The sequence below is a fragment of the Streptococcus sp. X13SY08 genome (genome assembly GCF_001182825.2).
Taxonomy (GTDB): domain Bacteria; phylum Bacillota; class Bacilli; order Lactobacillales; family Streptococcaceae; genus Streptococcus.
In genome coordinates, this window is record NZ_LFYO02000002.1 from 361,874 (window position 1) to 387,271 (window position 25,398).

Consider the following 25,398-nt stretch of genomic DNA (forward strand, 5'->3'; position numbering starts at 1 on the left):
TTTGAAGTAGTTTGGAAAATTTTAAGGTAATTTTTTGATATACTAGTCTTATAGAAGTATGTATGAAGTGAGAGATTATGACTATCGATATTGAAAAATACTATCAATTAGCCCTGCTAGCCCTGCAAAAGCAAAAGGAGCACCGTAAATTTTTGGCAGATTTGAAAAAGAAAGCCCCAAAGGATTTGGACAAAATTGTCAAAGAGCTTCATCAGGAAGTATTTCAAGAGATTGATTGCACAGAATGTGCTAATTGTTGTAAGGATTTAGGCCCAGATTTGACAGAAACAGATATCGCAAAGATTTCCAAGCTTTTCCGTATGAAACTGTCCACTTTTGAGACAACCTACTTGCGCGTGGACGAAGACGGAGACAAGGTTTTCAAATCCATGCCTTGTCCCTTCCTTGGCGGAGACAATCTCTGTAGCATTTATGATGTTCGTCCCAAAGCCTGCGCCGCTTTTCCCCACACTGACAGAAAAAAATTTACTCAAATCAATCATCTTACCCTGAAAAATACTCTGATCTGTCCCGCAGCCTATGAGTTTGTGGAGCGATTGAGAAAGCGTATTGGGTAGGTAGATATTCTCTAGAGAACTAGTTAGTTACTATTTTGCTCCCTTTAGAATTCTTGTCTCCCTAGAAAGGAACCTTACGACATTGCCTTACAAATTTCTACTATTCGAGCTAGACTATACTTTATTAGATTTTGCTGCGGATGAGGAAGTAGCGCTCACACGGCTCCTAGAAGAGGCAGGCGTTGAAGATATTGATACCTACAAATCCTATTATGTTCCTATGAATAAGGCATTATGGGATGATTTGACAGCAGGGAAAATTACCAAGTCAGAGTTGATTCGCACGCGTTTTACCATTTTGGTGTGACGGTGGATGGTTCTTACCTGGCAGATCGCTACCAATATTTTTTAAGCCAACAGGCGCATGTTTTTGATGGCGCGCGTGAACTTCTTGAACGTTTAAAAGAACAGGAATATCGTCTTTTTGCGGCAACAAACGGTGTGACTTTTATTCAAAAAGGTCGGCTTACTCAGTCTGGAATTGGAGATTATTTCGAGCAAATTTTTATTTCGGACGAGCTTGGATGCCATAAGCCTAATAAGGATTTCTTTGATAGCCTTGCAAGGAAGATTACTAATTTTTCAGCGCATCAGGCTTTAATGGTTGGAGACTCACTGGCTGCAGATATAAAAGGTGGCAATGAAGCGGGTATAGATACTGTCTTCCTCACCATATAAGAAATACCACAGATGCCCAGCCGACTTATATTTGTTCTAGTTATCAAGAATTAATAGAAATCTTGAAAGAAAACATAGCAGAGATTTGACAGTCATGTCAATGAGAGTAGTCTTCGTTATCATTTGAGGGATAAAGCAATAAAAAACAGCCAAAGGGCTGTTTTTTAGCTTTCCGTATGTTTATTGACCCAATTGACTAAGATTGGAGGCCAGATGGAGAAGGTCAAAAATACCACGACGACCATCTTAGGATAGTTGAAGAAGAATCCTGAGAAGGCTGCAAAGCCATGCTCAACAAAGACGGAGATCCCACCGGTGAAGAGCCCCGTGATGAGGGCAATGATCATATTTTTGACAATATAACGGATTACCAGAGATAGGAGCAGACCACTGATCAGACCATCGTAAGACAGGTGTCATCTCTACTACAGTATAACCTGCTACGAAAGCGACGACAAAACCTTGCAAGAAAGCTTCCCAAGTGGACAATAGAGCGGTCAAAGGCATGACAATTGACAGGACAAGTCCAAGACCAATATCTATTATTAATTTTTTATGTTCTTTTTTAATCAAGTTACATCATCCTTTCTTAATCACTAATCAGTGGTTGTTTATACTAACTAGTATAATACTTTTTTCAAAAAAGAAAAGGAATTTATTGTAAAAAATAATAAATGATTCAAGAGGAAAAAGACGTTAAAAAGAACCACCAGAATCGTTGTCAAAATATTCATCATTTGTTTGAAAATGCACTAAAATGTGTTATAATGTTCTTTAAATATCTATTTGAGGTGGAGAGTATGGATTATATTTTTCAAGTACTACCACGGTTGCTAGATGGGGCTATTGTTTCCCTCCAAGTTTTCTGTGTAGTACTAATTTTGTCCTTGCCTTTAGGGGCTGTTGTCAGTTTTTTGATGCAAATTAAATTCGCGCCTTTACGCTGGCTTCTCCATTTCTATATTCTGATTATGCGTGGAACCCCCCTGCTCTTACAGCTGATTTTTGTTTATTATGTGTTGCCGACGGTGGGAGTGACCTTTGACCGAATGCCTGCCGTGATTATTGCCTTCACGCTTAATTATGCAGCTTATTTTTCAGAGATTTTCCGTGGAGGAATTGAGGCAATTCCCGCTGGTCAATACGAAGCTGCTAAGGTACTCAAGTTAAGTCAGCTACAAACTATTCGCTATATTATTTTGCCACAGGTTATTAAAGTGGTTCTACCAAGTGTTTTCAATGAAGTGGTGACATTGGTTAAGGATACTTCCTTGGTTTACATTTTGGGTGTGGGGGATCTCTTGCAGGCAAGTAAGACCGCAGCCAATCGGGATGCTAGCTTGGCTCCTATGTTTATTGCTGGTGCTATTTACTTGATCATGATTGGTGTAGCCACTTTGGCTTCCAAGCAAATCGAGAAAAAATACAATTACTATAAATAGGAGGAAATCATGTTAGAAGTTAGAAATTTATCCAAAACATTTGGCAACAAACAGATTTTCTCTAATTACCACTTACTGATTCCTGAGGGTCAAATTATTGCTATAGTAGGACAATCTGGTGGAGGGAAAACGACACTTTTGCGCATTTTGGCAGGTCTGGAGACTATTGACGCAGGGGAGCTTCTATATAACGGAGAAAGCATGTCGATTGATGAGCTGGAAAAACGTAATTTATTAGGCTTTGTATTTCAGGACTTCCAATTATTTCCTCATTTGTCTGTCTTAGAAAATTTGACCTTGTCACCTATCAAAACTATGGGAATGACCAAGGAAGCAGCGGAGAAAAAAGCTGCCGGATTATTGGAGAAGTTGGGACTTGCTAATCATGCTCATGCATATCCTTTTTCCTTATCAGGTGGGCAAAAGCAGCGTGTGGCATTGGCTCGTGCTATGATGATTGATCCTGAAATCATCGGTTACGACGAACCAACTTCAGCATTAGATCCGGAGTTGCGTAAAGAAGTGGAACAGTTGATTTTGAAGAATCGTGAAACGGGAATCACTCAAATCGTTGTGACTCACGATATGCAATTTGCGGAAAATATTGCTGATCAAATTATCAAAATCGAGCCCAAACACTGATAGATTGATATTGGAGGAAACAGTATGAGATTGAAACAATTTTTCCTAGCAGGAACTGCTTTAGTAACTTGCTTGACGCTCGCAGCTTGTAGTTCTGGTGGAAAGGGCGGAGCATCTACAAAAGAGGACAATTGGTCCACTTATGAGACTGATAAGAAGATTACCATCGGATTTGACAATACTTTTGTGCCGATGGGATTTGAAGATAAAAATGGCGACAATGTCGGCTTTGATATTGACTTAGCAACTGCCGTTTTTGATAAATATGACATTGAAGTTGAATGGCAGCCAATTGATTGGGACTTGAAAGAGACAGAGCTTAACAATGGCAATATCGATCTCATATGGAACGGCTATACTGCAACAGATGAGCGCCGTGAGAAAGTTCTCTTCACGGATAATTATATGGCAAATGAGCAAGTTTTAGTGACCAAGAAGTCATCTAAGATTATGAAAGCAGCAGATATGAAGGACAAAATCTTGGGAGCTCAAGCAGGCTCGTCTGGTTACGCTGCCTTTGAATCACAAGCGGAAGTGCTGAAAGATTTGGTCAAGGACAATGAAGCAACACAGTATTCAACCTTCAACGAAGCCCTGATTGATTTGCAAAATGATCGTATCGATGGTCTTTTGATTGACCGTGTCTATGCAAATTATTATTTGCAACAAGAAGTCATCATCAATGACTACAATATTATTGTGGCAGGGTATGCTAGTGAAGCTCTTGCGGTTGGAGCACGTAAAGCAGACAAGACTCTTATTGAAAACATCAATAAAGCCTTCAAGGAATTATATGCGACAGGGGAATTCCAGAAAATTTCTGATAAATGGTTCGGAGAAGACGTCGCAGCAAGTGATATTAAAAAATAAGAAATCTACCAGCACTTATCGGTGTTGGTTTTTTTGTCACAAATTTTGTGACAAAGTTTGAGTTTGATTGCACATCTATTTAAGATAGAATAGACTTATGAAAAAATGAATGCGGTTTCGACCGTATATCTCAAATTTAGGAGGAGAAGAAATGGAAAAGGGTTCTTCTTTGAAAGTTCGGGTACAAAAACTCGGTACTACATTATCTAATATGGTGATGCCTAACATTCCAGCATTGATTGCTTGGGGTGTGTTGACAGCCCTCTTTATCCCAGATGGCTATTTGCCAAATGCAGCGTTTGCTCTTATAGTGTCGCCAATGTTGGTATATTTAATTCCAACTTTAATTGGGTTTACTGGTGGTAAAAATGTTTATGACCATCGTGGTGGAGTCGTGGGGGCCATTGCAACCGCAACCTTTGGTGCCATTGCAGGCACACAAGGTGGTCTCATGACTCAATCTTTAATTAGCGGCTTAGATCCTGCTAAATTATCAGCTACAGAATTTGTGGAACAATATACTGATATTCTTGCAAATGGTAAACCAAATGTGACCATGATTATTGGTGCCATGATTATGGGACCGCTGGGTGCATGGTGTATCAAAAAATTTGATGAAGCTGTTCAGCCAAAAATCAAATCTGGCTTTGAAATGTTAGTGAATGACTTTTCAGCAGGTTTAATTGCATTTGCATTGATGCTGATTGCTTACGCGGGTGTTGGTCCAGTAGTGGCTTATTTGACTGAGATGATTGGTCAGGGAGTTCAAGCTATTGTTAATGTTCACTTATTGCCATTAGCAAGCATTCTGATTGAACCGGCTAAAGTTCTCTTCTTGAATAATGCTCTTAATCATGGAATCTTCACACCACTAGGTACGGAACAAGTAGCTAAATTTGGACAGTCCGTTTTCTTCTTACTTGAAGCTAACTCTGGTCCCGGTCTTGGTATCTTGCTTGCCTATGCTATGTTTGGTAAAGGTTCTGCAAAATCTTCATCTTGGGGTGCTATGATTATCCACTTCTTTGGTGGTATTCACGAAATTTACTTCCCATAAGTCATGATGAAACCTCTCATGTTCCTAGCAGCCATCGCTGGTGGTGTTTCAGGAACTCTTACATTTGAGTTGCTCAATGCTGGTTTGAAATCACCTGCTTCACCGGGTTCTATTATTGCGATTATGTTGATGGCACCTAAAGGTGTATGGCCTCATTTGAACGTTTTACTCGGTGTATTGATTGCAGCAGTAGTATCTTTCCTTGTGGCTGCTGTTATTTTGAAAGCAGATAAAATCAACAGAAGCCGATTTGGCAAAAGCACAAGCTGCTACAAAAGCTGCGAAAGCTCAAGCAAAAGGTCAAGTAGTAGACGCTGTAGTTTCAGAAGAAATCTCAACTGACTCTGTTAAACAAATCATCTTTGCATGTGATGCTGGTATGGGTAGCTCTGCTATGGGCGCTTCGCTTCTTCGTGACAAGGTTAAAAAAGCTGGTCTATCATTACCCGTTACAAACAAAGCGATTTCAAATCTTGAAGATACAGATCATACATTGATTGTGATGCAAGAAGAGTTGACACCACGCGCTAAGCAACGCACTCCACGTGCTATTCATGTATCTGTAGAGAATTTCTTGACATCTACAAAATACGATGAAATCGTCGCTCAATTGCTGCATGAAGCACCAAAAAGCGTCGCAGCAGTTCCCTCAGTCTCCAGTGAAAAACCAATCAGTTTAAATGGTGTAACACAAGTTGTCTTCCCATTTGATAAGACAGAAGGCTCTGCAACAATGGGGAAAGAAACCTTTAAAGCCATCTTGAAAAATAAGGGTATCAACTTGTCCGTTTCCACTCTTGTTTATGTTAGCTTGTCACAAGCCAATACAATACATCAGATAGCTTGCTTGTTGTGACAAAAGATCAAGAAGCACAAGTACGCAATCTAGCTCCAGAAGCACAAATTCTTGTAGTGGATAGCTTGGTAACAACCCCAGCTTACAGTCAACTAGTTACAGGAAAATAAGTGTATTTCCTAAAAATCTAGTATAATAGGGTTATACTATTAACAAAACGTGAAGAACAATTATTAGAAGCTTTCCTCCAAGTAGGGAAGCTTTCCTTGAAGGAGATGGCAGGTATTCTGCAAGTTTCCTCGCGGACGGTTGATTTGACGACGTCCTTGTCTGCGAAGGGAATTTTCATCAAAAAAGAGGGAAAGAAGTATTTTTTATCCGGACAGCTGGATATTTTGTCCGATTTTCAGGCAACAGAGGAATACACCCCAAGTCAGCGTCAGACTCTTTTGACTTATGAGTTGTTGACCGAGGAAGAGGCTGTGACTAATGAACAAGTGAAGGAACGATTCTTGGTATCCAACGTGACTGTTATTCAGGACGTGGCAATCATTGAGAAAAGGCTGAAGGATTTCGACCTAGTTTTGTCACGACAACGTGGTTATTCTATTACAGGAAGTCTCGCCGCAAAACGTCTCTTTTTAGCCATTCTTTTGGCAAATAGCATAGCGATTCAGGAATTTTGGTCTGACGAGTATGCTCAGTTTGGGATTTTAGAGTCTACGGTGATTCATCTAGCTCGTTCTATCTTTGAAGCTCATCAAGATATTCTAGGCGACACTGACAGTAAACTAAAAGAATTTTTGATTATCTTGCTTGGTTTGGCTGATAATCGAGGCGGGTTACTAGCACCTATCAATGTATCAAAGGGAGCCTTGGATTTTTCGCAGAAAATGTTTGCGGAGTTGGCTAAGAAAACCAAACGATTCTATAATATTCAAGAAATCATTTATTTTGCCAATATCGTCGATGAGGTCGTCTTGAAACGGCGGGAAGTGCCTCTGTTCCGCGAGAAATTTGACAGCGAATTTTACTATAGTATCTCACAGATGATTGATACGGTGGCCCGTTTTACGAAAATCGATTTTTTCAAGTATAAACTGCTCTTTAAGTTCTTGTTTAACCACATTCGATTGAGTCTAGCAGTTCCGATTCTCTTTCCCGAAAGCGCGACTCATAATGTGGCCTATCACAACCAGTGTGTTGGTATCGAAAATCAAAAATATCGCTCCATTTGTGGAATGGATTGATGTGCAGAGTACGACGCACTTGACAAATCTGCAATTAAAACAATACGATTATTGTTTATCGACCAAGCCACTTGCAAATCCACAGATTCATCTGATTTCTACCTTCCCCAATACTCAGGAAATACTAGACTTGCAACATACACTTCAAGGTATTCAAGAAAATCGGACTATTTTTATTCGAGAAGAGCTTCCGCCGACTTCTAGCTATGATTTGCAGGCTTATCTGAGTGCTTCTAGTCATCTGCTTAGTCATTTTGATCTCTTGATTTTGGACAATCCTACTGACTTTGAATCAACTGTTGCCCAAATAGTTGAGCAAATAAATGTTGTTTCCGACAAATCCTATCTGACAGAAAAATTGCTAGCGCGCTTCCAAGTGAGCCCACTAGCCATTCCACATACCAATTTGGTTCTGCTTCATACCCAGTCTAGCAAGATAAAAGAAAGTCGGTTTTCGGTGGTAGAATTGGGACAAAGCGTCCCAGCCCTTTCCATGAATCATCAGGTAGAAGATGTGCAGCGGATTTTAGTCATGTTGACAGGATTAGATGAAAAAGACGAAGTACGGGAATTGATGACGGCTATCAGCCAGTCCATCATTGAAAATAAGCTCTACACAGAGATTTATCGAACGGGGAATCGTGACATTCTCTATCACTTGCTCAATACCATTTTTACCGATTAAATCAGAGCTTTGCGACTAAAGAAGAAGCCATTCGCTACTGTGGGCGTCAGTTGGTAGAAGCAGGCTATGTCAATGAAGCATACGTGGAGGCTATGATTGAGCGCAACAATGAATTGTCTGTTTATATGGGCAATTTCATCGCTATTCCACATGGAACTGACGCTGCCAAAAAAGAAGTCTTATCATCTGGTATCACCATTGTACAGGTGCCAGCAGGAGTTAACTTTGGTACAGAAGAAAATCCACATGTGGCCACTGTTCTCTTTGGAATTGCAGGACTCGGTGATGAGCATTTAGAAATTATTCAAAAAATTTCTATCTTCTGTGCAGATGTCGATAATGTTGTTAAATTAGCTGACGCACAGTCAGAAGAAGAAATTATTGCCTTGTTGGACAGTGTAGCCTAATAGGACTAGTCAAAGGAGGAATTATTCATGAAAAAAGCAGTGCATTTTGGTGCGGGAAATATTGGTCGTGGTTTTATTGGTGAAATTTTATTTGAAAATGATTTTGAAATCACCTTTGTTGATGTCAATGAGAAAATCATAGATGCACTCAATGAACGTGGAAGCTATGAGATTGAAATTGCTGAAGATGGTCAGCGTCATATTGGTGTTTCAGGTGTTCGTGGCATTAACAACGCTAAAAATCCTGATCAAGTAGTGGCGGCGGTTGCGGAAGCAGATATCATCACAACAGCTATCGGTCCAACTATCTTGCCATTTATTGCAGGTTTGATTGCACAAGGGATTGAAGCGCGTCAAGCTGTTGGGAATACACAGCCAATTGATGTTTTGGCTTGTGGAAACATGATTGGTGGTTCAGAATATCTCTATGAGGAAGTCAAGAAACACTTGTCTGAAGAAGGTCTTGCTTTTGCAGAAGAATACGTTGGTTTCCCAAATGCAGCGGTAGATCGCATCGTGCCAGCTCAAAGTCATGAAGATCCCCTCTTTGTTGTGGTAGAACCATTTAGTGAGTGGGTAGTGGAAACCTCTCGCATGAAAAATCCATCTTTGAAACTAGAAAAAGTACACTATGAAGAAAGCTTAGAACCCTTTATTGAATGGAAACTCTTCTCCGTCAATTCTGGTCACGCAACATCCGTTTATACGGGCGCTTACTATGGAGTAAAAACTATTCTAGAAGCTCTGCAAAATGTCACCGTAAAAAACAATGTTGAAGTTGTTTTGGCTTAAATCCGTAGTCTTTTAGTTGCCAAATGGGAGTTTGATGAAAAAGTCTTAGAAGACTATCATAAAGTCATTATCAGCCGTTTTGAAAATCCATTTATTGTGGACGAAGTAACGCGTGTGGCACGTACACCAATCCGTAAACTTGGCTTCGACGAGCGCTTTATCCGCCCAATCCGTGAGTTGAAAGAACGAGATTTATCCTATCAATACCTCCTCCAAACAGTTGGCTATGTCTTTAGTTATAAGGACGAAACTGATGAGCAATCAGTAGAATTGCAAAAACTGTTGGCTGAAAAACTACTTGATGAAGTGGTCCGTACAGTGACAGGATTGAAAGACCAAGAATTGATTGACGAGATTATCGATGCTATAGAAGCAGCATAAAAAACAAGAGGCAGGAAAAGCCCTGTCTCTTGTTTAGTTTTTGGGTAATAGTCGTTCGACGCAGTGGTTGATTGAAAATTCTAATCAACATGCGGAGGTGGAGGTAAAAAGGTCTAGCATAGACTTTTTTAGATCGAACATCTAAAAATAAGAAAGTGGAGATAACATCGAAATCGTCATTTTATGACGATTATCTGATTTTTGTCCCACTTTCTTTTTCTATGGTCTTTTTGAGATTTGATGGAAAACAACCTTCCAATTTTCACGACGACGCCAGAGTGATGTATGGACGTAATTACCAATTTCGAAAGTGATTAGTTTTGATTTTTGGCTGATGGATATCATTTGATAGTTTTTAAGATAGGTTGATTGTTCTTCGTGTTCTAGGAGAGTCTCTGCTTTATTGAGATAGCGTCCCTCGGCATCAATCAAGAGATAATTCTCCTCTAGTAAGTCCTCGTAACCAAGATCATGGGCTTGGATGTGTGCTTCAAAGCGGTAGAGTTTGTCATAGACACGCTCGTACATCTCATCATGAGGGACAGCAGAAGGTTCTACATGGATATCTACATCAAATACGCCATGTTTGAGTTTAAGCAACTCTTCCACATGTTCCGTGATTTCATGGCTCTCATAGACGGACAAGTCGGGATTCATTTCGAGGACGATGTCCAGATAAATATTCGCTCCATAGGTACGTCCACGTTGGGAAATGACGGAGACAATCTTAGGTATTTCAAGGATATCTGCTTCGTATTTGTGGAGCAATTCTTCATCAAAACCATCAGAAAGGGTAAAGAAACTTTCCATGAAAATCTCGTAGGCAGTTTTAAGGATGAAGAAGGTAATGACAATGGCTGCCAATTTATCAAGGATGGGCAGTCCCAGTGCTGCTCCAAAGACAGCGATTGAGGTTCCAATAGAGGTCACTGCATCGGATAGATTATCTTTAGCAGCAGCATCTAGCGCCTTAGAGTTTACTTTTTTGGCTAGCGCTTTATTGTAGGTGTAGACGAGAAGCATGACGACAGCGGAAAAAATTCCCACGATAGCCCCTAATTGATCAACTTCAATCGTCTCGTTGCTAATGAGTTTTTGAATAGTGGAAAAGAGAACTTGCATCCCAACACCAAACATAATGAAAGAGGTGATGAGACTAGCTAAATCCTCCATTTTCCAATGACCGAATTTATGATTGGTATCTGCAGGTTTTTGTGCCATTCTCAATCCTAAAAGGACCGCGATATTGCCAATGATATCGGAAATATTATTGAAGGCATCTGCTGTTAGTGCATCTGAGTGAAAATAAGACCCTGCAGCTAGCTTGATAGCAGATAAGACCACATAAGCTGTGATAGACAAAATAGCTCCTCGCTCTGCTAATTTTAAATTATAAACTTGTTGCTGCATGGTTCCATCTCCTCTTTATTATCCACTTATTTTATCAAAAGTGAGGCAGATTTTCAAAAAATAGAGCGAGCAAAAAAGAGCCCGCGGGCTCTTTTTATTTAATTGTCACAATACAATCTTGTCCGATGATTTTCACTGTTCCAATTGGATTTTCTTGCAACTTTTTGAGGTGGAGTCCCTCTCCTGTTCGTTCTACGAACATTTGTAGTTGTTCGGGAAGATAAAGAAATCCGTCTTCTATCTCCACATCCCAATTTAAGCTTTCAAGATTGCTTTCTTTTAGGACAAGGTTACTATCTTGAATGTCTAAGTCTACAAGATTGGAAAATTGACAGTGATTTGCTGTTAGATTGCAGTCTTCAAGCTCGATAGCAGTATCAGAAAGTGTGATGTTCTTCATAGTCCAGTTACAGTCTTGTAGCTCAATAGTTGCATTACAAAGTACTGATTGTTTGATAGTCAGATTGCTATCATCTGCGTCAATGCTGACTTTAGAGATGGATAAACCTTCCATATGAAGATTAGCATCCCCGGCACGCACATCCATTTGCTCAAGTCTACTATCTTTTGGAACAAACAGAGTGACTTGGGCAATATCAACATCAATGTTTTCCAATGTCAGAAGGTCGTCTTCCAATGTGAAATAGAATGGAGTTTCAGGCATGTCTTTAAATACTTTATAGGTCAAGTATGGCGTTTCTTGATGGGTGGATTTGATAGCGACATTGCTATCCTCCACATCAATCTTGAGTCTATGAAATGGCTCTAACGCAATTGGGCCCTTTTCAATTGTATCATCAGTGTAGCTAGTAAATTTAAAGTTTTTCAAAAAATCCGATAGGAAAGTTTCCTTGAAATGAGCCTTGAAATTCTCTGTGAAGTTCTTTTTGAATTCCTCTTTAAAATTTTTCTTGAATGTATCTTTGTCAAAGTGTTGACGGCTATCATCGTCCATTCTTTTGTTAGACTCTTCCTCCCTAGAAAAATAGCTCTGTTTATCTGCATTATCAGTCGTGTCATCTTGTTTAGTCTTGAGATTGTGGAGAATTTCCTTTGCTGCCTTTTCTGGGGATCCCAGCTGTTCAATAGCTTCTTGATCATCATTCGTTTCTTCGAAATACTCAGCGAAATAGTCCAGAACATCTTGTTTTTCATTGTCCTGAAGTGAAAAGAGTAGTTGTTCTAATTGATGAAGATATTTAGTGCGCGTCATTTGCGGAGGCTCCCTTCTATAATGCCGTCAATAGTGTCTTTGTAGCAAATCCATTCGTCTTTAATGAATGCTAGATGTACACGTCCCACATCCGTTACTTGATAATATTTGCGTTTTCGACCTTGATATTCCTGTGAATAGGTGATCACATAGCCACCTTTTTCTAACTTTTTAAGAATAGGATAGAGGGTAGATTCCTTAATATCCGCAACAAGCTTGACCGTATGGCTAATCTCATATCCATAGGAATCCTGCCTATCAAGGATAGACAAAATCAGGGATTCAATCAAAATCGAGGAAACTGGATAATACATAGTGTCCTCCTATATATAAAACTTTTATATATAAATTTTATACCCATTGAGTTAGAATGTCAAGTGCTTATATATAAAAATTTTATATATTTTTGAAAAATCTGCAAAGATGATATAATATGGCAGGTAAGAGAGGAGAGAAAATGTCGCATATATTAATGAAAGCCTTAGGCTTCCTTGCTATTATTGGACTAGGTTACTTTCTAAAAATAAGAAGAGTGGTCAAAAGAGAAGATGCAGGAATTTTTTCTACCATCGTTATGAATGTGACCCTACCTTGCGCTCTCCTCGCGTCAGCATCCTATATACAACTAAGTGCGGTGCTTTTGGTTCCTCTAATTTTAGGATTTGTAGCTAATTTGATCATGGATGCGATGGGCTATTTTCGGGGACGTAAGCAAGGAGCAGTAGATAAAGGCGTGAGTTTGTTGCAGCTGTCAGGCTACAATATTGGTACTTTTTCTCTACCATTTGTGCAGGCATTTTTCCCTGCTTCCTATTTAGCAACCGTACTTTTGTTTGATACAGGTAATGCCTTCATGGTCTTGGGGGGGAACTATACTTTGGCAGCCAGCCTCAATCGTCAAAAAAACCACTGACATTTACGATAGTTTTGAGGAATTTATTTTCGTCCGTTCCTTTTGCTATTTACTTGTTGACGTTTGCATTAGCCGTTTTTCAGATAAGAATTCCAGATCAAATCTTATCTGTGACCAATATTGTTGGGCATGCTGATGCTAGGCATAATGGTCGATTTCAAATTGGACCGTTCTGAGATTAAATCTCTGTTTGCTTTGTTGGGAATCCGATTGGGGATGTCAATTTTTTTATCGGTTTTAGTCTATTTTCCTTCCTTTGCCACTCATTATGCGACAGATGTTAGTGCTTTGTCTCTGTTCTCCTATTTCAGTTGTGGCACCTGTTTACGCCTTTAAGCTGGGCAGTCGTTCATCTCAGCCTGCCAACATCAACTCTCTCTGCATTTTAGCCAGTTTAATCGTCATAACCTTACTGATTCTCATGTTTAGTATCTAAAAACACTCGTTCCAAGTGGAGCGAGTGTTTATTTTTTCTATTATTTCTGAGAACCAACGATACCGATAATGACGTCGACAGCTTTTTCCATGGTTTGGAGGCTAACGAATTCAAAACGTCCGTGCATGTTTTCGCCACCAGCAAAGAGGTTTGGTGTCGGAATGCCCATGAATGAAATTTTAGAACGGTCCGTACCACCACGAATTGGCTCGATGATTGGCTGAATGTCAAGATTTTCCATAACTTCCTTAGCAATATTGATTGGCGTCATATCTTTTTCGATGACTTTCTTCATATTGTAATATTGGTCATGAAGATGGACGATGACATGTGGAGTATCGTAGGAGACATTCATTTTATCGGCAATATCCAGCATGACTTGTTTACGGGCTTTGAAATCTTCTTCTTCAAAATCACGAATAATATAAGATGAAGAGGCTTGATCCACGTTACCTGCCATATCCATGAGATGGAAGAAACCTTGATATCCGTCTGTTTTCTCAGGACGATCCGCCTCTGGAAGAGCATTATGGAAATCAACGGCCAATTGGAAAGCATTGATCATCTGGTCTTTGGCAGAACCTGGGTGCACATTACGCCCCATAAAGTCAATTTTGGCACCAGCAGCGCTGAAGGTCTCGTACTGGAGTTCACCAAGTGGTCCGCCATCGACGGTATAAGCGAAATCAACGTCAAAATCTTCCACATCAAATTTGTCAGCACCAACACCGATTTCTTCATCAGGGCCAAAGCCGACACGGATTTCACAGTGTTTGATATCAGGATTTGAGACCAAGTGTTCGATAGCTGTCATGATTTCTGCGATACCAGATTTGTCGTCAGCGCCCAAAAGTGTAGTCCCATCCGTCGTAATCAGGGTTTGTCCATGATAGTTATTGAGTTGAGGAAAATCCTTGCTGTTGAGTTCAAATTGGCAAATAATGCACATCTTGTAAGCCAATGCGTTTCATCTCAGGGAGTAAGATATTCTGAGCAAATTCAACTTGATTTTGTGTGCTCGGCGTTGTCGTAGAATTCTCATCAGAGCGCGTATTTTCCTTTACGTAGACCAAGAAACGATCTAGAAGTGTAGGGTATTTCATCTGTATTTCCTCTTTCTACCTTATTGATTTAAAATCCATTTTTGAATGGCTTTTGCCACTCCATCATGATTATTGCTTGCTGTCACATCTTTGGCGAATGACTTAACGTGATCGCTAGCATTTTCCATAGCGATGGGTAATCCAGCAAACTGCAACATTTCGATGTCGTTGTCAGCATCGCCAACAGCCATAATTTCGCTAGGTTCAATACCTAATTTCTCTGCCAACTTTTGCAACGCGGAAGCCTTGCTAACACCTTTGGGCAAGATTTCGTAGATGATTGGTTGCGAACGCACGGTGTTAAAACGTTGGCTCAATTCTACATCGTAGCGGTTTTGGAATGCATTCGTTTCCTCTAAACTACCAACAAACATGGCTTGAAAGTAATGCTTGTCACTATTGATGATTTCTTTTGAAGATAGGGTAACAGGCTCTACAAATACCAGCTCAGTATCTGCGCGAACAAAATCGTTAGCTTCCTCGTCTACCACGTAGTAGTTTTCTTCGTCAAAAAGAGTTAGCTGCATGCCATTATTTTCCTTGAATGGTAAGAGGCTCGCGACATCATCAATGGATAATTCTTCCCAGCCCACCAAAGACCAATCGCTAGTTTGGTGCGTGGAGCAACCATTATTAACGATGACGTATTCATTTTCTGCATCGAGACCTAATTGTTCAAAATAAGGCTTGATACCATTTAAAATCCGACCGGTACAAAGCACTAATTTGACACCAGCATCGACAGCTTGATGGATGGTATCAACCTGTGTTTTTGTCAGCTCTTTTCGATCATTTAAGAGCGTTCCATCCATGTCAAGAGCTAAAAGCTTGATCATTTTTTACCTCCCAAAATTCACTACGTTTAGTATAGCACAAATGGTATATGCTTGCACTTTTCGAAAGGATTTTCCATCAATATGCTATAATGAAATCAGGAATCTAGAAAAAGGAAACGCTATGAATCAAATCAAATGTCCCCATTGTGGGACGGCTTTTCAAGTCAATGAAACAGAATACAGTGAGCTACTGGCGCAGGTTCGCACAGTAGAGTTTGAACATGAAATCCACGCACGTCTCAATCAAGAATTGGCACTGGTTGAGGCAAAAGCACAGAACCAACAACAAGTGGCACTCAGTCAAAAAGATAGTCAAATTCAAGAACTGAAAGCACAAATTGACCAGTTTGAAACGCAAAAAGAGTTGGTAGTGAAAGATACCCAGCAGTCCATGGCAGAGCAACTAAGCCAGAAAGACAAGGAATTGCAGGTTCTACAAAGCCAACTGGACAAGTTGCGTTTGGAGCACGAAAATGAATTGCAACGCAGTTTAACCTCCATTGAAAAAGAACGTGACCAAGTTAAAAATCAGCTCCTTTTACAAGAAAAAGAGTCTGAGTTGGCGCTTAATTCGGTTCGCAGTGACTATGAAGTTCAGTTGAAAGCTGCTAATGAGCAGGTGGAATTTTATAAGAACTTCAAAGCGCAGCAATCGACCAAAGCTATCGGGGAAAGTCTGGAAATCTACGCGGAGACAGAATTCAACAAGGTTCGTAGCTATGCCTTTCCACGAGCAACCTTTGGCAAAGATAATCAAGTCTCTAGCAGTGGCTCCAAGGGAGATTTTATTTTCCGTGAAGCAGACGAAGCGGGTGTCGAATTTATTTCCATCATGTTTGAAATGAAAAATGAAGCTGACACCACTAAAACCAAGCATAAAAATGCGGATTTCTTCAAGGAATTGGACAAGGACCGACGCGAGAAAAAATGTGAATATGCCGTGCTGGTGACCATGCTCGAGTCGGAGAATGACTACTACAATACGGGGATTGTTGATGTCAGCCACGAATATGAAAAAATGTACGTCATCCGTCCCCAATTTTTCATTCAGCTAATCGGTCTCTTGCGAAACGCTGCGCTCAATTCTCTTCAATACAAGCGCGAATTGGCATTGATACGAGAGCAGAATATTGACATTACCCATTTTGAAGAAGACCTAGAAATCTTTAAAACAGCTTTTGCCAAGAATTATACATCTGCTAGTACCAATTTTAAAAAAGCCATTGATGAAATTGATAAATCCATCAAACGAATGGAAGAAGTCAAACGATTCCTCACAACCAGTGAAAATCAACTCCGCCTTGCTAATAACAAACTGGACGACGTTTCCGTAAAAAAACTCACTCGCAATAACTCCACCATGAAAGCCAAGTTTGAGGAATTGAAAGGGGAATAAATGGATTATATTTCTTACATCCGCAGTAAGGTTGGCCACGACAAGATTATGATTAATTTTGCCGGCGGTATTTTGTACCATGATGGCAAGATTTTACTGCAAAAACGAGCGGATAAGAAGATTTGGAACCTTCCGGGTGGAGCTATAGAACTTGGCGAATCAGCTGTTCAGGCTTGTAAACGGGAATTTTTAGAAGAGACAGGACTTCATGTAGAGCCTATTTCCCTCCAAAATATCTATACTATGTACGAAGATTCTTATCCTAATGGTGACCGCTTGCAAAATATCACGACTATTTATGTGGTCCAAGCTGAAGAAATTGGTGATTTGACTCAATTTAAAAATGAAGAAACTTTAGAGTTAGGCTTTTTTACGCAAGAAGAAATAGCAGATCTTCAACTCAGTCAGCGTCATCGTGACATGATAGCTGATTTCTTTGCAGAGCCCCCGCCATTGGAACGATAAAACATCTATCTAAAATACTGAAAATTTTTCAGTATTTTTTATTTTCCAATTCTTTTTACGAATAAATCAGATGAGGAGCGATAAGGCACTTCAAAGTTAGGCTGCAAGAACAGTAAAAATACTGCGTTTTATGTTGGAGTCTTTAGAAAATGTATTATTCTCACAGCAGATAAAAGGAAAGAGGAAACGAAGATGAAAAAGAATATATTTAGTCAGCAGACACAACGCTTCTCTATTCGTAAATATGGTGTAGGAGCAACTTCTGTCATGATTGCTTCTTTACTTTTTATGGGAGCCCAATCTGTCAGTGCTGATGAGATAGTAGGAACCTCAGGAAAAAGAGTGGTCACTGAGACAAGTGAGTTGACACTAGGTGCGGTAAGGCATCCACAAGTAGCCGAAGTTATGACGGATACTTCTTCTGACCTATTTGATGCTGAAAAGATTACTCATTTTGAGGAAGTTGAAGCAACCGAGACCTCTACACAACCAGCCGAGACAGAAAAAACTGTAGAAACAGGTTCTCCTGAAAATGAAACCATGGATGCAGCAGTAGACACAGATACTTCAACTGAAACGATTACCAACATCGGTGAAAGAGTAGCAAAAGCAGAAACATCTGCTGAAGAAGCCTCAGAAGTCAGGAAAGAAAGTGAAGAGACTCCTCTCCTTCCTAAAATATCAGGCACCTTAACCATCCAAGATCAAACTGAAAAAGGATTTGACATTCGAGTCACCGACCTTGTGGATGCTAAGGGAATTGCTACAGTAAAGATTCCAGTTTGGACAACAAATAACCAACAAGACGATTTGATATGGTATACAGCAAACAAACAAGCAGATGGTAGCTATACTCTCTCGGTTGAAAGTAAGCGACATAAAAACGAGCTAGGAGGATACAATGTCCATCTCTACTATCAGGAAAAGGATGGGAAATTAGCAGGTATTACGAGTGCTAAGACGACGCTAACTAGGCCAAAGATAATTCAAAAAAATGAGTCACCAATCAAGATTCCTGCGCAAGGCATTTATACCTTTGATAAGGAAGTGGAGGTAAAAAATGCTGCAAATATAGTGGCAAAAACTCAATTTACTTTCCAAAAAGGTGAGAGAATTCGTTACGACCAAGTCTTGTCAGCGGACAATCACCAATGGATTTCCTACGTTAGTTATAGTGGAACAAGACGTTTTATCCCTATAGCGCAACAAAGGTCTATAGATTCAACTACAAAAGCAACTGGGACCTTATCTATTGAGCAAGAGGAAAATGGTGATTTCAACATCATTGTTTCAAATGTTTCAGATGCAAATGGTATCAAAGAAGTCAAAGTTCCGGTGTGGACTAGCCAAAACAAGCAAGATGATCTCAAATGGTATAATGGTATCAAACAGTCAGATGGCACCTACAAAGTAGCAGTTAAATTAGCAGATCACAAGGGAGAAAAAGGTCCGTATAATGTTCACCTCTATTACCTTGAACATTCTGGAAAGCAAATCGGTATTAGAGCTACAACTTACACCATTTCTGAAGAAAAACTAATGCCAGACAAAGTAGCTCCGACGGGACAATTATCAGTTGCAAACCTGAGCAACGAAGGCTTTGATTTAATTGCGACCAATATCAGCGGTTCTGAAAAAATTTCTCAAGTAAGGGTACCAGTTTGGTCTGATGCCAATGGTCAAGATGATTTGAAATGGTACACGGCAACTAAACAAGCAGATAATTCCTAGAATTGGAAAATGGAAAAGTTATAGGTGCAGCAACAACGACTGTTCAAGTTTCTGAGTCAGAAGCAACTCCTGCAAAAGTTAGTGGTCAATTGTCCTTCAATCATCATGACAATGGTGATTTTGATATTATTGTAGCCAATGTATCTTCACCAAATAGTATCAAGGAAGTTCAGATGCCTGTTTGGTCTAGTAAGTCCAATCAAGATGGTTTAAAGTGGTACAGAGCCAGTCAACAAGCAGAAGGTAGTTACAAGGTCAGCGTTAAAATTAGTGATCACAAAGGAGATCGCGATCGATATAATGCCCATCTCTACTATGTCGAAACTAGTGGCAAAACAGTAGGGCTAGCAGCTAGTCAAACCACAGTTTCTCAACCAATAGCAGATACTCGTACATTAGCTGCTCAAGGTCAATATACTTTCCAAAAAGAAGTAGCAGTGCGTAATCAGGCTAGTTTAGCTGCAAAAGTAGAATTTATCTTTACAAAGGGCGAAAGAATCCGCTATGACAAAGTCCTGATAGTGGAAGGTAAAACGTGGATTGCCTATAAGAGTTACAGTGGGCTTCGCCGATATATTGCTATTAATTAGTTGATTTAGAGGTGAAATATGGATTATATTTGTTTTCTTCGTGGAATCAATGTAGGCGGAAAAAATAAAGTCAGTATGGCTGTTTTAAGGGAACAGTTTTCTAGGTTAGGCTTTAAAAGGTTGTGACTTACATCAATAGTGGCAATATTCTGTTTGAAAGTGAAGAGGAGATTGTGCATATCGTAGAGGAGTTAGAAACATTATTTGAACAGGAATATAACTTTCCTATTCTCTTTACTCTGTTGACAGAAGAAATGGTTTCTAAGGACTTGTTTCCAGATTGGTGGGAAGATGAGATAGCACGGCGTGATGTACTTTTCTTAACAAAAGGCTTAGATATGGATGAAGTGCGTCAAGCACTATCAAGTTTTCCTTTACAAGATGAAAAAATTTTCTTTGGAAAATACGCTATCTTCTGGGGGAAATATCAGGAAAGTTCTTATCTTCAAACTAGCTATCACAAACTACTCATCAAGCAGCCTTTTTACAAACAATTAACGATTCGAAATGGTAATACCTATACGAAAATACGAGAAATATTGGAGAAACGAAATAATGGATAAAAGTATAATCATCCGCCACTTTCAAGAAGCCGATGTAGACCAGTTGTTGCCTCTTTTTCAGGATTTGGGATACGAGACTCATCAGGAGAGCCTAGAAAATCAATTGAGAACAGTCTTAGCAAATCCTGATTATGCCTTATTGGTAGCTTGTCAGGGAGAGGAAATTATAGGATTTATCGGTTATGCTAAGATGTATTTTTTTTGAGGCAGATGGAACCTACATTCGGATATTGGCATTAGCTACATCAAAGCATTATCGTAGAAAAGGTGTGGCTAGTTTGTTAATAAATCATGTGGAACAGATAGCGCAAGCTAGAGGTTGTTCTGCCTTGGCGTTAAATAGTGGTCTCCACGAAGCGAGAGTAGGAGCTCATCTTTTTTACGAAAAACTAGGTTTTGAGAAGGCAAGTTATGATTTTAAAAGAAAAGTGAATTTAACAAAAGGAAATGATTAAAAACCCCTAGTTTGTGGTATAATGTAACTTATGATTTCAGGAATAATCAATCTAAAAAAAGAAGCAGGCATGACTAGTCATGATGCAGTTTTTAAACTCCGAAAAATTTTACATGAGAAGAAAATTGGTCACGGCGGGACCCTTGACCCAGATGTGACAGGAGTCTTGCCCATCGCACTTGGAAAAGCGACGCGCCTCATTGAGTTCATGCAGGAAGAAGGCAAGATTTACGAGGGTGAAATTACCCTTGGTTTTTCGACGACGACCGAAGATGCTTCAGGGGAAATAGTAGAGAAAAGAGCCGTTTCGACTGATTTGTCAGAAGCCCAATTGGATGCAGCAACGGCGGCATTCATTGGACGCATTATCCAGATTCCGCCCATGTACTCAGCTGTTAAGGTCAACGGGCGCAAGCTCTATGAATATGCTCGTGCGGGGCAAGAAGTAGAGCGCCCTCAACGTCAAATTGATATTTATTCCTTTGAGCGAGCCAGTTCGATTGCCTTTGAAAATGACTGTGCGCGATTCAGTTTTCGTGTCAAATGTGGCAAGGGGACGTACGTGCGAACCCTATCTGTCGATTTAGGGGCTAAACTGGGTTATCCTAGTCACATGTCCAAATTAGAGCGAACAGGATCTGCAGGAATGTCTTTAGAAGATGCTCTAACTTTGGAGCAGATTACAGAGAAAGTGGCAGAGGATGATTGGTCATTTCTCCAACCTATCGAAAATGGAATCGGAGATTTAGCCAAAGTGGAGCTGACAGAAGAACAAGTCAAGGAAGTTCAATTTGGACGTTTTTTCCCACTAGAAAAACAAGAAGAAGACCGTTTGGCAGCTTTTTACGATGGGAATTTGGTTGCTATATTAGAAAAAAGAGAAGCAGTTTATAAACCTAATAAGGTTTTTACCGGCTAAAAAAGAAGTACATTATATGGAAATCATAGAGATAAAAAATAGCCAAGAATTAGCGGAAAAAAAAGAATGTCAAGAAACTGTTTTGGTGTTAGGATATTTTGATGGCATTCATAAAGGGCATCAAGCCCTTTTTGAACGAGCACGACAATTGGCGGATGAGCGTGGTTTGACAGTTTCTGTCCTCGCTTTTCCGGAGTCTCCTAAAATTGCATTCTTACGCTTTGAATCAGAGCTCCTATTGCATTTGACCAGTATGGAAAAGTGGTATCAGCTCATGGCAGAAAATGGTGTGGATACCCTCTATTTAATCGACTTTACCAGCGAATTTGCGTCTACCTCACCTGAGAAATTTGTCGAACGCTACATCCACTCTTTGAAAGCTAAGGTTGTTGTGACAGGTTTTGATTATCGTTTTGGCAATAGCAGAGCAACAGTTGAAGATATGCGGTGCTTATTTGATGGTCAAGTTGAAGTCGTCGACCAAGTGACTTTTGAGAATGAAAAAATTTCTTCGACCCGTATTCGTCAAGCCATAAAAGATGGGCATGTGACACTTGCTAATCACTTGCTGGGTTATGAATTTTCGACGGAAGGTATTGTCGTTCATGGAGATGCGCGGGGTAGGACTATTGGTTATCCGACCGCCAATTTAGCACCATTTGAACGGGTCCATTTACCAGGAGATGGGGTCTACGTAGCAGATGTAGAAATCGATGACAAACGCTATCGAGCTATGGCTAGCGTAGGAAAAAATATTACTTTTGATGGTACAGAATTACGTTTAGAGGCACATATTTTTGACTTCCAAAAAGACATTTACGGTCAACGAATTACCATCTATTGGTTGGAAAAAATTCGTAATATGATCAAGTTTGATGGAATTGGCGAACTCATGCAACAAATGAAAGAAGACGAGCGCGTCTCACTTGAATGGACGCCAGAAAAAGCTTGTAAAGGATTCCAAACTGTTGTATAATATAGTGTAAATTATAGGAAGGAAAGGATGCTTATGATTACATTATTCTTGTCGCCAAGCTGTACAAGTTGTCGTAAGGCGCGTGCTTGGTTAACCAACCACCAAGTCCCCTTCACTGAGCACAATATCATGACCAGTCCCTTGTCAGCCGACGAATTGAAAAGTATCCTGGCTTTGACGGAAAATGGGACCGACGACTTGATTTCGACTCGCTCCAAAATCTTTCAAAAGTTAAATGTGGATGTGGATGATTTATCCATTTCCGAGCTGATCGGTCTCATAGAAACTTATCCAAGCCTCTTGCGCCGTCCGATTATGTTGGATGAAAAGCGGATGCAGATTGGATTTAATGAAGATGAGATTCGTGCCTTCTTACCGAGAGATTATCGCAAGCAAGAGTTGAAAAATGCAACATTAAGAGCAGAAATAGGATAGATATGGACAAAAATTATTCATATCCTCTTGATTTTTCTTGGAGCACAGAGGAGCTTTCCTCCGTGCTTTCTTTTTTGAATCAAGTGGAAAAAGCATATGAAGGTGGTGTTGGTGCTGAGGTACTACTAGAGCGCTACAGAGCCTTCAAATCAGTTGTTAAAAGTAAGGGAGAGGAGCGCAAAATCGATCGGGAATTTGAAGCTACTTCTGGCTACTCAACCTATCGTGCTGTACAAGCAGCAAAGGAAAAGCAGAAAGGGGTCGTTCGACTTGGCGACTTTAGAAACTAAATACCAATTTGCCCAAGATTTGGTTAAAGAAGCAGGCGCGTTTCTCCGACAACACCTGCATGATGATTTAAAAGTTGAAATCAAATCCCACTTCACGGATTTAGTAACGCATTTGGATAAAGATGTGCAAGACAATATGAGTCAGGCAATTGTCAAGGCTTTTCCTAACGATCATATTTATGGAGAAGAGAATGAAAATCGACATCCTATTGATCAGGGGAATGTCTGGGTGATTGATCCAATTGATGGGACTAGCAATTTCATCGTTCAACGATCAGATTTTGCTGTCTTGCTAGCCTATTTTGAAGATGGTCAAGGAAAATTTGGTCTCATTTATGACGTTATGTCTGATACACTGTACCATGGTGGCGGAGCATTTCCTGTTTATGAAGACGATCAATTATTATCAAAATTTACAGACAAGCCCTTTTCAGAAGGGATGATTGGTCTTAATGCTGGGCTCTATGCACAGAATTTCGCAGATTTTGCAGATCAGTTTGTGGGAATTCGCTCGCTCGGTAGTGCGGGACTAAGTTTTTCACGTGTGCTCAACCAGCGTCTCATGGCGCATGTGTCCTATGTTTATCCGTGGGATTATGCAGCAGCTAGCATTCTAGGAGAAGCTTTAGGCTATATCTTGGTCAATGAAAAAGGAGAAAAACCTTCTTTCAATGGACGAGAACACGTTATTTTAATTGCAAAAGAAAAATTAGAAGAGTTAAAAGGATTTTTGAAGTGATTGACTTTCCACAAGATTTTATTGAAAAGTATAGTCGCTTGTTAGGGCCAGAAGCGCCCCCTTTCTTAGCTAGCTTTGAAGCACCAGCTGTGTCTGGATTCCGAACTAATCCATTAAAGGAACAGCAGGGAATATTTGCTGATAAAATTCCTGATATGCCATGGTCTTATTATGGAAAAGTTTCCGGAAAATCTCCTCAGCATGTGACTGGTTTGGTTTATTCTCAGGAGCCAGCTGCACAGGTTGTAGGGCAAGTTGCCATCAACGGAAATGGGCTTGGATTCGCCAAAATCGTCTCTGGAACTCTAAAAAATAGCTTTCCAAAAGGGCTACGTTTTCAGTCATAAATTAGAGCAAAAATATTTTGCATGTCCTCATTTTATGTGTTATAGTAGAATTGTATGGTTTATGTTTGTTAGAAGAGTTTTCAGCATAAATTACCTAAAAATAAAAAAGGAAAATAAAGATGAATAAAAAGCATAAGCTTGGTATGACCGCCTTCATTCTTTGTGCGAGTCTCTCACTATCTGCTTGTTCTAGTTGGATCGATCGCGGTGAATCTATCACTGCAGTAGGATCCACAGCTCTTCAGCCTCTCGTTGAAGCGGCTGCTGATGAATTTGGTAGTACCAATATTGGTAAGACTATTAATGTTCAAGGAGGAGGTTCTGGGACAGGGCTTTCCCAAGTGCAGTCTGGCGCTGTGCAAATCGGGAACAGTGACGTGTTTGCAGAAGAAAAAGAGGGGATTGATGCTGAGAAATTGGTGGACCATCAAGTTGCTGTTGCAGGCTTAGCCGTTATCGTTAATAAAGAAGTGAATGTTGAAAATGTTACGACAGAAGAGCTTCGTAAAATCTTTACAGGCGACATCAAAAACTGGAAGGAATTGGGAGGCGATGACTTAGAAATTTCGATTATAAATCGTGCAGCAAGTTCTGGTTCTCGTGCTACATTTGATGCGGTCGTTATGGATGGTCAACATGCCAAGCAGAGTCAAGAACAAGATTCAAACGGGATAGTGAAATCTATCGTAGCGCAAACGCCAGGAGCTATTTCCTATCTATCATTTGCCTATGTTGATGATTCTGTAAATACTATGAATTTGAATGGTTTTGAACCAACTACTGAAAATGTTGCAACAAATGATTGGCCGATTTGGTCCTACGAGCACATGTATACGAATGGGAAAGCAGAAGATTTGACGGCTGAATTCTTGGAATACATGAAATCGAATGAAGTTCAAGAGGGGATTGTACCGGCTATGGGCTATATTTCCATCAATCATATGAAAGTAGAAGAATCTGCTGACGGCGTTGTAACAGAAATTAAGAAAGACTAGTGGCTAGTA

General features: G+C 40.0%; 27 protein-coding genes and 5 pseudogenes. 26 read left to right on the forward strand and 6 right to left on the reverse strand.

Annotation, left to right across the window (positions count from 1 at the left end):
* Positions 1–77: 77 nt before the first annotated feature.
* Positions 78–578, forward strand: coding sequence for a YkgJ family cysteine cluster protein (locus AEX56_RS02385; protein ID WP_049617750.1), 501 nt, complete (start codon positions 78–80; stop codon positions 576–578).
* Between the two features lie 82 nt (positions 579–660).
* Positions 661–1,345 (forward strand): annotated as a pseudogene (locus AEX56_RS02390) (YjjG family noncanonical pyrimidine nucleotidase).
* A gap of 75 nt (positions 1,346–1,420) precedes the next feature.
* On the opposite strand, the gene AEX56_RS08385 reads toward AEX56_RS02390, so the two are convergent.
* Positions 1,421–1,603 carry a hypothetical protein gene (locus tag AEX56_RS08385; protein WP_152907864.1) on the reverse strand — a complete coding sequence of 61 codons (183 nt, stop codon included), beginning with the start codon at positions 1,601–1,603 and terminating at the stop codon, positions 1,421–1,423.
* Positions 1,604–2,056: 453 nt separating this feature from the next.
* On the opposite strand from AEX56_RS08385, the gene AEX56_RS02400 reads away from it, so the two are divergent.
* From AEX56_RS02400 to AEX56_RS02430, 9 genes and pseudogenes are all read left to right on the forward strand, one after another.
* On the forward strand, positions 2,057–2,698 hold the full coding sequence (locus tag AEX56_RS02400; protein WP_049618234.1) for an amino acid ABC transporter permease: 642 nt from the start codon (positions 2,057–2,059) through the stop codon (positions 2,696–2,698).
* Positions 2,699–2,707: 9 nt separating this feature from the next.
* A complete protein-coding gene (locus AEX56_RS02405; RefSeq protein ID WP_049617752.1) occupies positions 2,708–3,340 on the forward strand; it encodes an amino acid ABC transporter ATP-binding protein in 633 nt (210 codons plus the stop codon).
* A 24-nt stretch (positions 3,341–3,364) separates the two neighbouring features.
* The gene (locus tag AEX56_RS02410) at positions 3,365–4,210 is read left to right on the forward strand and encodes an amino acid ABC transporter substrate-binding protein (RefSeq protein ID WP_049617753.1); all 846 of its coding nucleotides are present in this window, start codon (positions 3,365–3,367) and stop codon (positions 4,208–4,210) included.
* Between the two features lie 151 nt (positions 4,211–4,361).
* The gene (locus AEX56_RS09345; protein ID WP_240788824.1) at positions 4,362–5,267 is read left to right on the forward strand and encodes a PTS transporter subunit EIIC; all 906 of its coding nucleotides are present in this window, start codon (positions 4,362–4,364) and stop codon (positions 5,265–5,267) included.
* Positions 5,268–5,270: 3 nt separating this feature from the next.
* Positions 5,271–5,609: a hypothetical protein gene (locus AEX56_RS09350; RefSeq protein WP_240788823.1), complete on the forward strand. Its 339-nt coding sequence runs from the start codon at positions 5,271–5,273 to the stop codon at positions 5,607–5,609.
* Complete coding sequence (locus AEX56_RS09355; RefSeq protein ID WP_240788822.1) at positions 5,518–6,123, forward strand: hypothetical protein; 606 nt, start codon at positions 5,518–5,520, stop codon at positions 6,121–6,123. The genes AEX56_RS09350 and AEX56_RS09355 overlap by 92 nt, the downstream gene beginning before the upstream one ends.
* A 143-nt stretch (positions 6,124–6,266) precedes the next feature.
* Positions 6,267–7,998: pseudogene (locus AEX56_RS02420) on the forward strand (PTS sugar transporter subunit IIA).
* A 50-nt stretch (positions 7,999–8,048) separates the two neighbouring features.
* Positions 8,049–8,405: a PTS sugar transporter subunit IIA gene (locus AEX56_RS02425; RefSeq protein WP_236682950.1), complete on the forward strand. Its 357-nt coding sequence runs from the start codon at positions 8,049–8,051 to the stop codon at positions 8,403–8,405.
* A gap of 27 nt (positions 8,406–8,432) precedes the next feature.
* Positions 8,433–9,578 (forward strand): annotated as a pseudogene (locus tag AEX56_RS02430) (mannitol-1-phosphate 5-dehydrogenase).
* A gap of 219 nt (positions 9,579–9,797) precedes the next feature.
* Here the strand turns inward: AEX56_RS02430 and AEX56_RS02435 are convergent.
* The 3 genes from AEX56_RS02435 to AEX56_RS02445 all read right to left on the reverse strand — a co-directional run bounded on the left by AEX56_RS02435 (position 9,798) and on the right by AEX56_RS02445 (position 12,515).
* Positions 9,798–10,988, reverse strand: coding sequence for a cation diffusion facilitator family transporter (locus AEX56_RS02435; RefSeq protein ID WP_049617755.1), 1,191 nt, complete (start codon positions 10,986–10,988; stop codon positions 9,798–9,800).
* A 94-nt stretch (positions 10,989–11,082) separates the two neighbouring features.
* A complete protein-coding gene (locus AEX56_RS02440; protein WP_049617756.1) occupies positions 11,083–12,201 on the reverse strand; it encodes a DUF3737 family protein in 1,119 nt (372 codons plus the stop codon).
* Entirely contained in the window at positions 12,198–12,515 is a 318-nt protein-coding gene (locus AEX56_RS02445) for a PadR family transcriptional regulator (protein WP_049617757.1), read from the reverse strand. The genes AEX56_RS02440 and AEX56_RS02445 overlap by 4 nt, the downstream gene beginning before the upstream one ends.
* Before the next feature lie 143 nt (positions 12,516–12,658).
* Here AEX56_RS02445 and AEX56_RS08875 point away from each other — a divergent pair, with 143 nt between their 5' ends.
* Complete coding sequence (locus AEX56_RS08875; protein WP_236682951.1) at positions 12,659–13,114, forward strand: hypothetical protein; 456 nt, start codon at positions 12,659–12,661, stop codon at positions 13,112–13,114.
* A 476-nt stretch (positions 13,115–13,590) separates the two neighbouring features.
* Here the strand turns inward: AEX56_RS08875 and pepT are convergent.
* Both pepT and AEX56_RS02460 read right to left on the reverse strand, forming a co-directional pair.
* Positions 13,591–14,653, reverse strand: a pseudogene (pepT, locus tag AEX56_RS02455) (peptidase T).
* 20 nt (positions 14,654–14,673) lie between these two features.
* Positions 14,674–15,489 carry a Cof-type HAD-IIB family hydrolase gene (locus AEX56_RS02460; protein WP_049617758.1) on the reverse strand — a complete coding sequence of 272 codons (816 nt, stop codon included), beginning with the start codon at positions 15,487–15,489 and terminating at the stop codon, positions 14,674–14,676.
* A 121-nt stretch (positions 15,490–15,610) separates the two neighbouring features.
* Here AEX56_RS02460 and AEX56_RS02465 point away from each other — a divergent pair, with 121 nt between their 5' ends.
* The 14 genes and pseudogenes from AEX56_RS02465 to AEX56_RS02525 all read left to right on the forward strand — a co-directional run bounded on the left by AEX56_RS02465 (position 15,611) and on the right by AEX56_RS02525 (position 25,389).
* Positions 15,611–16,885 (forward strand): DUF2130 domain-containing protein, encoded by a 1,275-nt coding sequence (locus AEX56_RS02465; protein WP_049617759.1) that lies wholly within the window; start codon positions 15,611–15,613, stop codon positions 16,883–16,885.
* Entirely contained in the window at positions 16,886–17,350 is a 465-nt protein-coding gene (locus tag AEX56_RS02470) for an NUDIX hydrolase (RefSeq protein ID WP_049617760.1), read from the forward strand. It abuts the gene before it with no gap.
* Between the two features lie 192 nt (positions 17,351–17,542).
* Positions 17,543–19,081: a GBS Bsp-like repeat-containing protein gene (locus tag AEX56_RS02475; RefSeq protein WP_049617761.1), complete on the forward strand. Its 1,539-nt coding sequence runs from the start codon at positions 17,543–17,545 to the stop codon at positions 19,079–19,081.
* Positions 19,082–19,083: 2 nt separating this feature from the next.
* A complete protein-coding gene (locus AEX56_RS02480; protein WP_049617762.1) occupies positions 19,084–19,671 on the forward strand; it encodes a GBS Bsp-like repeat-containing protein in 588 nt (195 codons plus the stop codon).
* A gap of 75 nt (positions 19,672–19,746) precedes the next feature.
* A pseudogene (locus tag AEX56_RS02485) lies at positions 19,747–20,234 on the forward strand (DUF1697 domain-containing protein).
* Complete coding sequence (locus tag AEX56_RS08880) at positions 20,227–20,439, forward strand: GNAT family N-acetyltransferase (RefSeq protein ID WP_236682952.1); 213 nt, start codon at positions 20,227–20,229, stop codon at positions 20,437–20,439. Before AEX56_RS02485 ends, AEX56_RS08880 begins: the two are co-directional and overlap by 8 nt.
* A 25-nt stretch (positions 20,440–20,464) precedes the next feature.
* Complete coding sequence (locus tag AEX56_RS08885; RefSeq protein ID WP_236682953.1) at positions 20,465–20,689, forward strand: GNAT family N-acetyltransferase; 225 nt, start codon at positions 20,465–20,467, stop codon at positions 20,687–20,689.
* Between the two features lie 33 nt (positions 20,690–20,722).
* Positions 20,723–21,607, forward strand: coding sequence for a tRNA pseudouridine(55) synthase TruB (gene truB / locus AEX56_RS02495; RefSeq protein WP_049618235.1), 885 nt, complete (start codon positions 20,723–20,725; stop codon positions 21,605–21,607).
* A gap of 16 nt (positions 21,608–21,623) precedes the next feature.
* Positions 21,624–22,583: a bifunctional riboflavin kinase/FAD synthetase gene (locus AEX56_RS02500; protein WP_049617763.1), complete on the forward strand. Its 960-nt coding sequence runs from the start codon at positions 21,624–21,626 to the stop codon at positions 22,581–22,583.
* Positions 22,584–22,616: 33 nt separating this feature from the next.
* The gene (gene spxA, locus AEX56_RS02505) at positions 22,617–23,018 is read left to right on the forward strand and encodes a transcriptional regulator SpxA (RefSeq protein WP_049617764.1); all 402 of its coding nucleotides are present in this window, start codon (positions 22,617–22,619) and stop codon (positions 23,016–23,018) included.
* Between the two features lie 2 nt (positions 23,019–23,020).
* The gene (locus AEX56_RS02510) at positions 23,021–23,308 is read left to right on the forward strand and encodes a UPF0223 family protein (RefSeq protein ID WP_049617765.1); all 288 of its coding nucleotides are present in this window, start codon (positions 23,021–23,023) and stop codon (positions 23,306–23,308) included.
* The gene (locus AEX56_RS02515; RefSeq protein WP_049617766.1) at positions 23,289–24,047 is read left to right on the forward strand and encodes an inositol monophosphatase family protein; all 759 of its coding nucleotides are present in this window, start codon (positions 23,289–23,291) and stop codon (positions 24,045–24,047) included. Before AEX56_RS02510 ends, AEX56_RS02515 begins: the two co-directional genes overlap by 20 nt.
* Positions 24,047–24,394 carry a methyltransferase RsmF C-terminal domain-like protein gene (locus AEX56_RS02520; RefSeq protein WP_082326187.1) on the forward strand — a complete coding sequence of 116 codons (348 nt, stop codon included), beginning with the start codon at positions 24,047–24,049 and terminating at the stop codon, positions 24,392–24,394. Before AEX56_RS02515 ends, AEX56_RS02520 begins: the two co-directional genes overlap by 1 nt.
* A gap of 119 nt (positions 24,395–24,513) precedes the next feature.
* Complete coding sequence (locus AEX56_RS02525) at positions 24,514–25,389, forward strand: phosphate ABC transporter substrate-binding protein PstS family protein (protein WP_049617768.1); 876 nt, start codon at positions 24,514–24,516, stop codon at positions 25,387–25,389.
* Positions 25,390–25,398 lie beyond the last annotated feature (9 nt).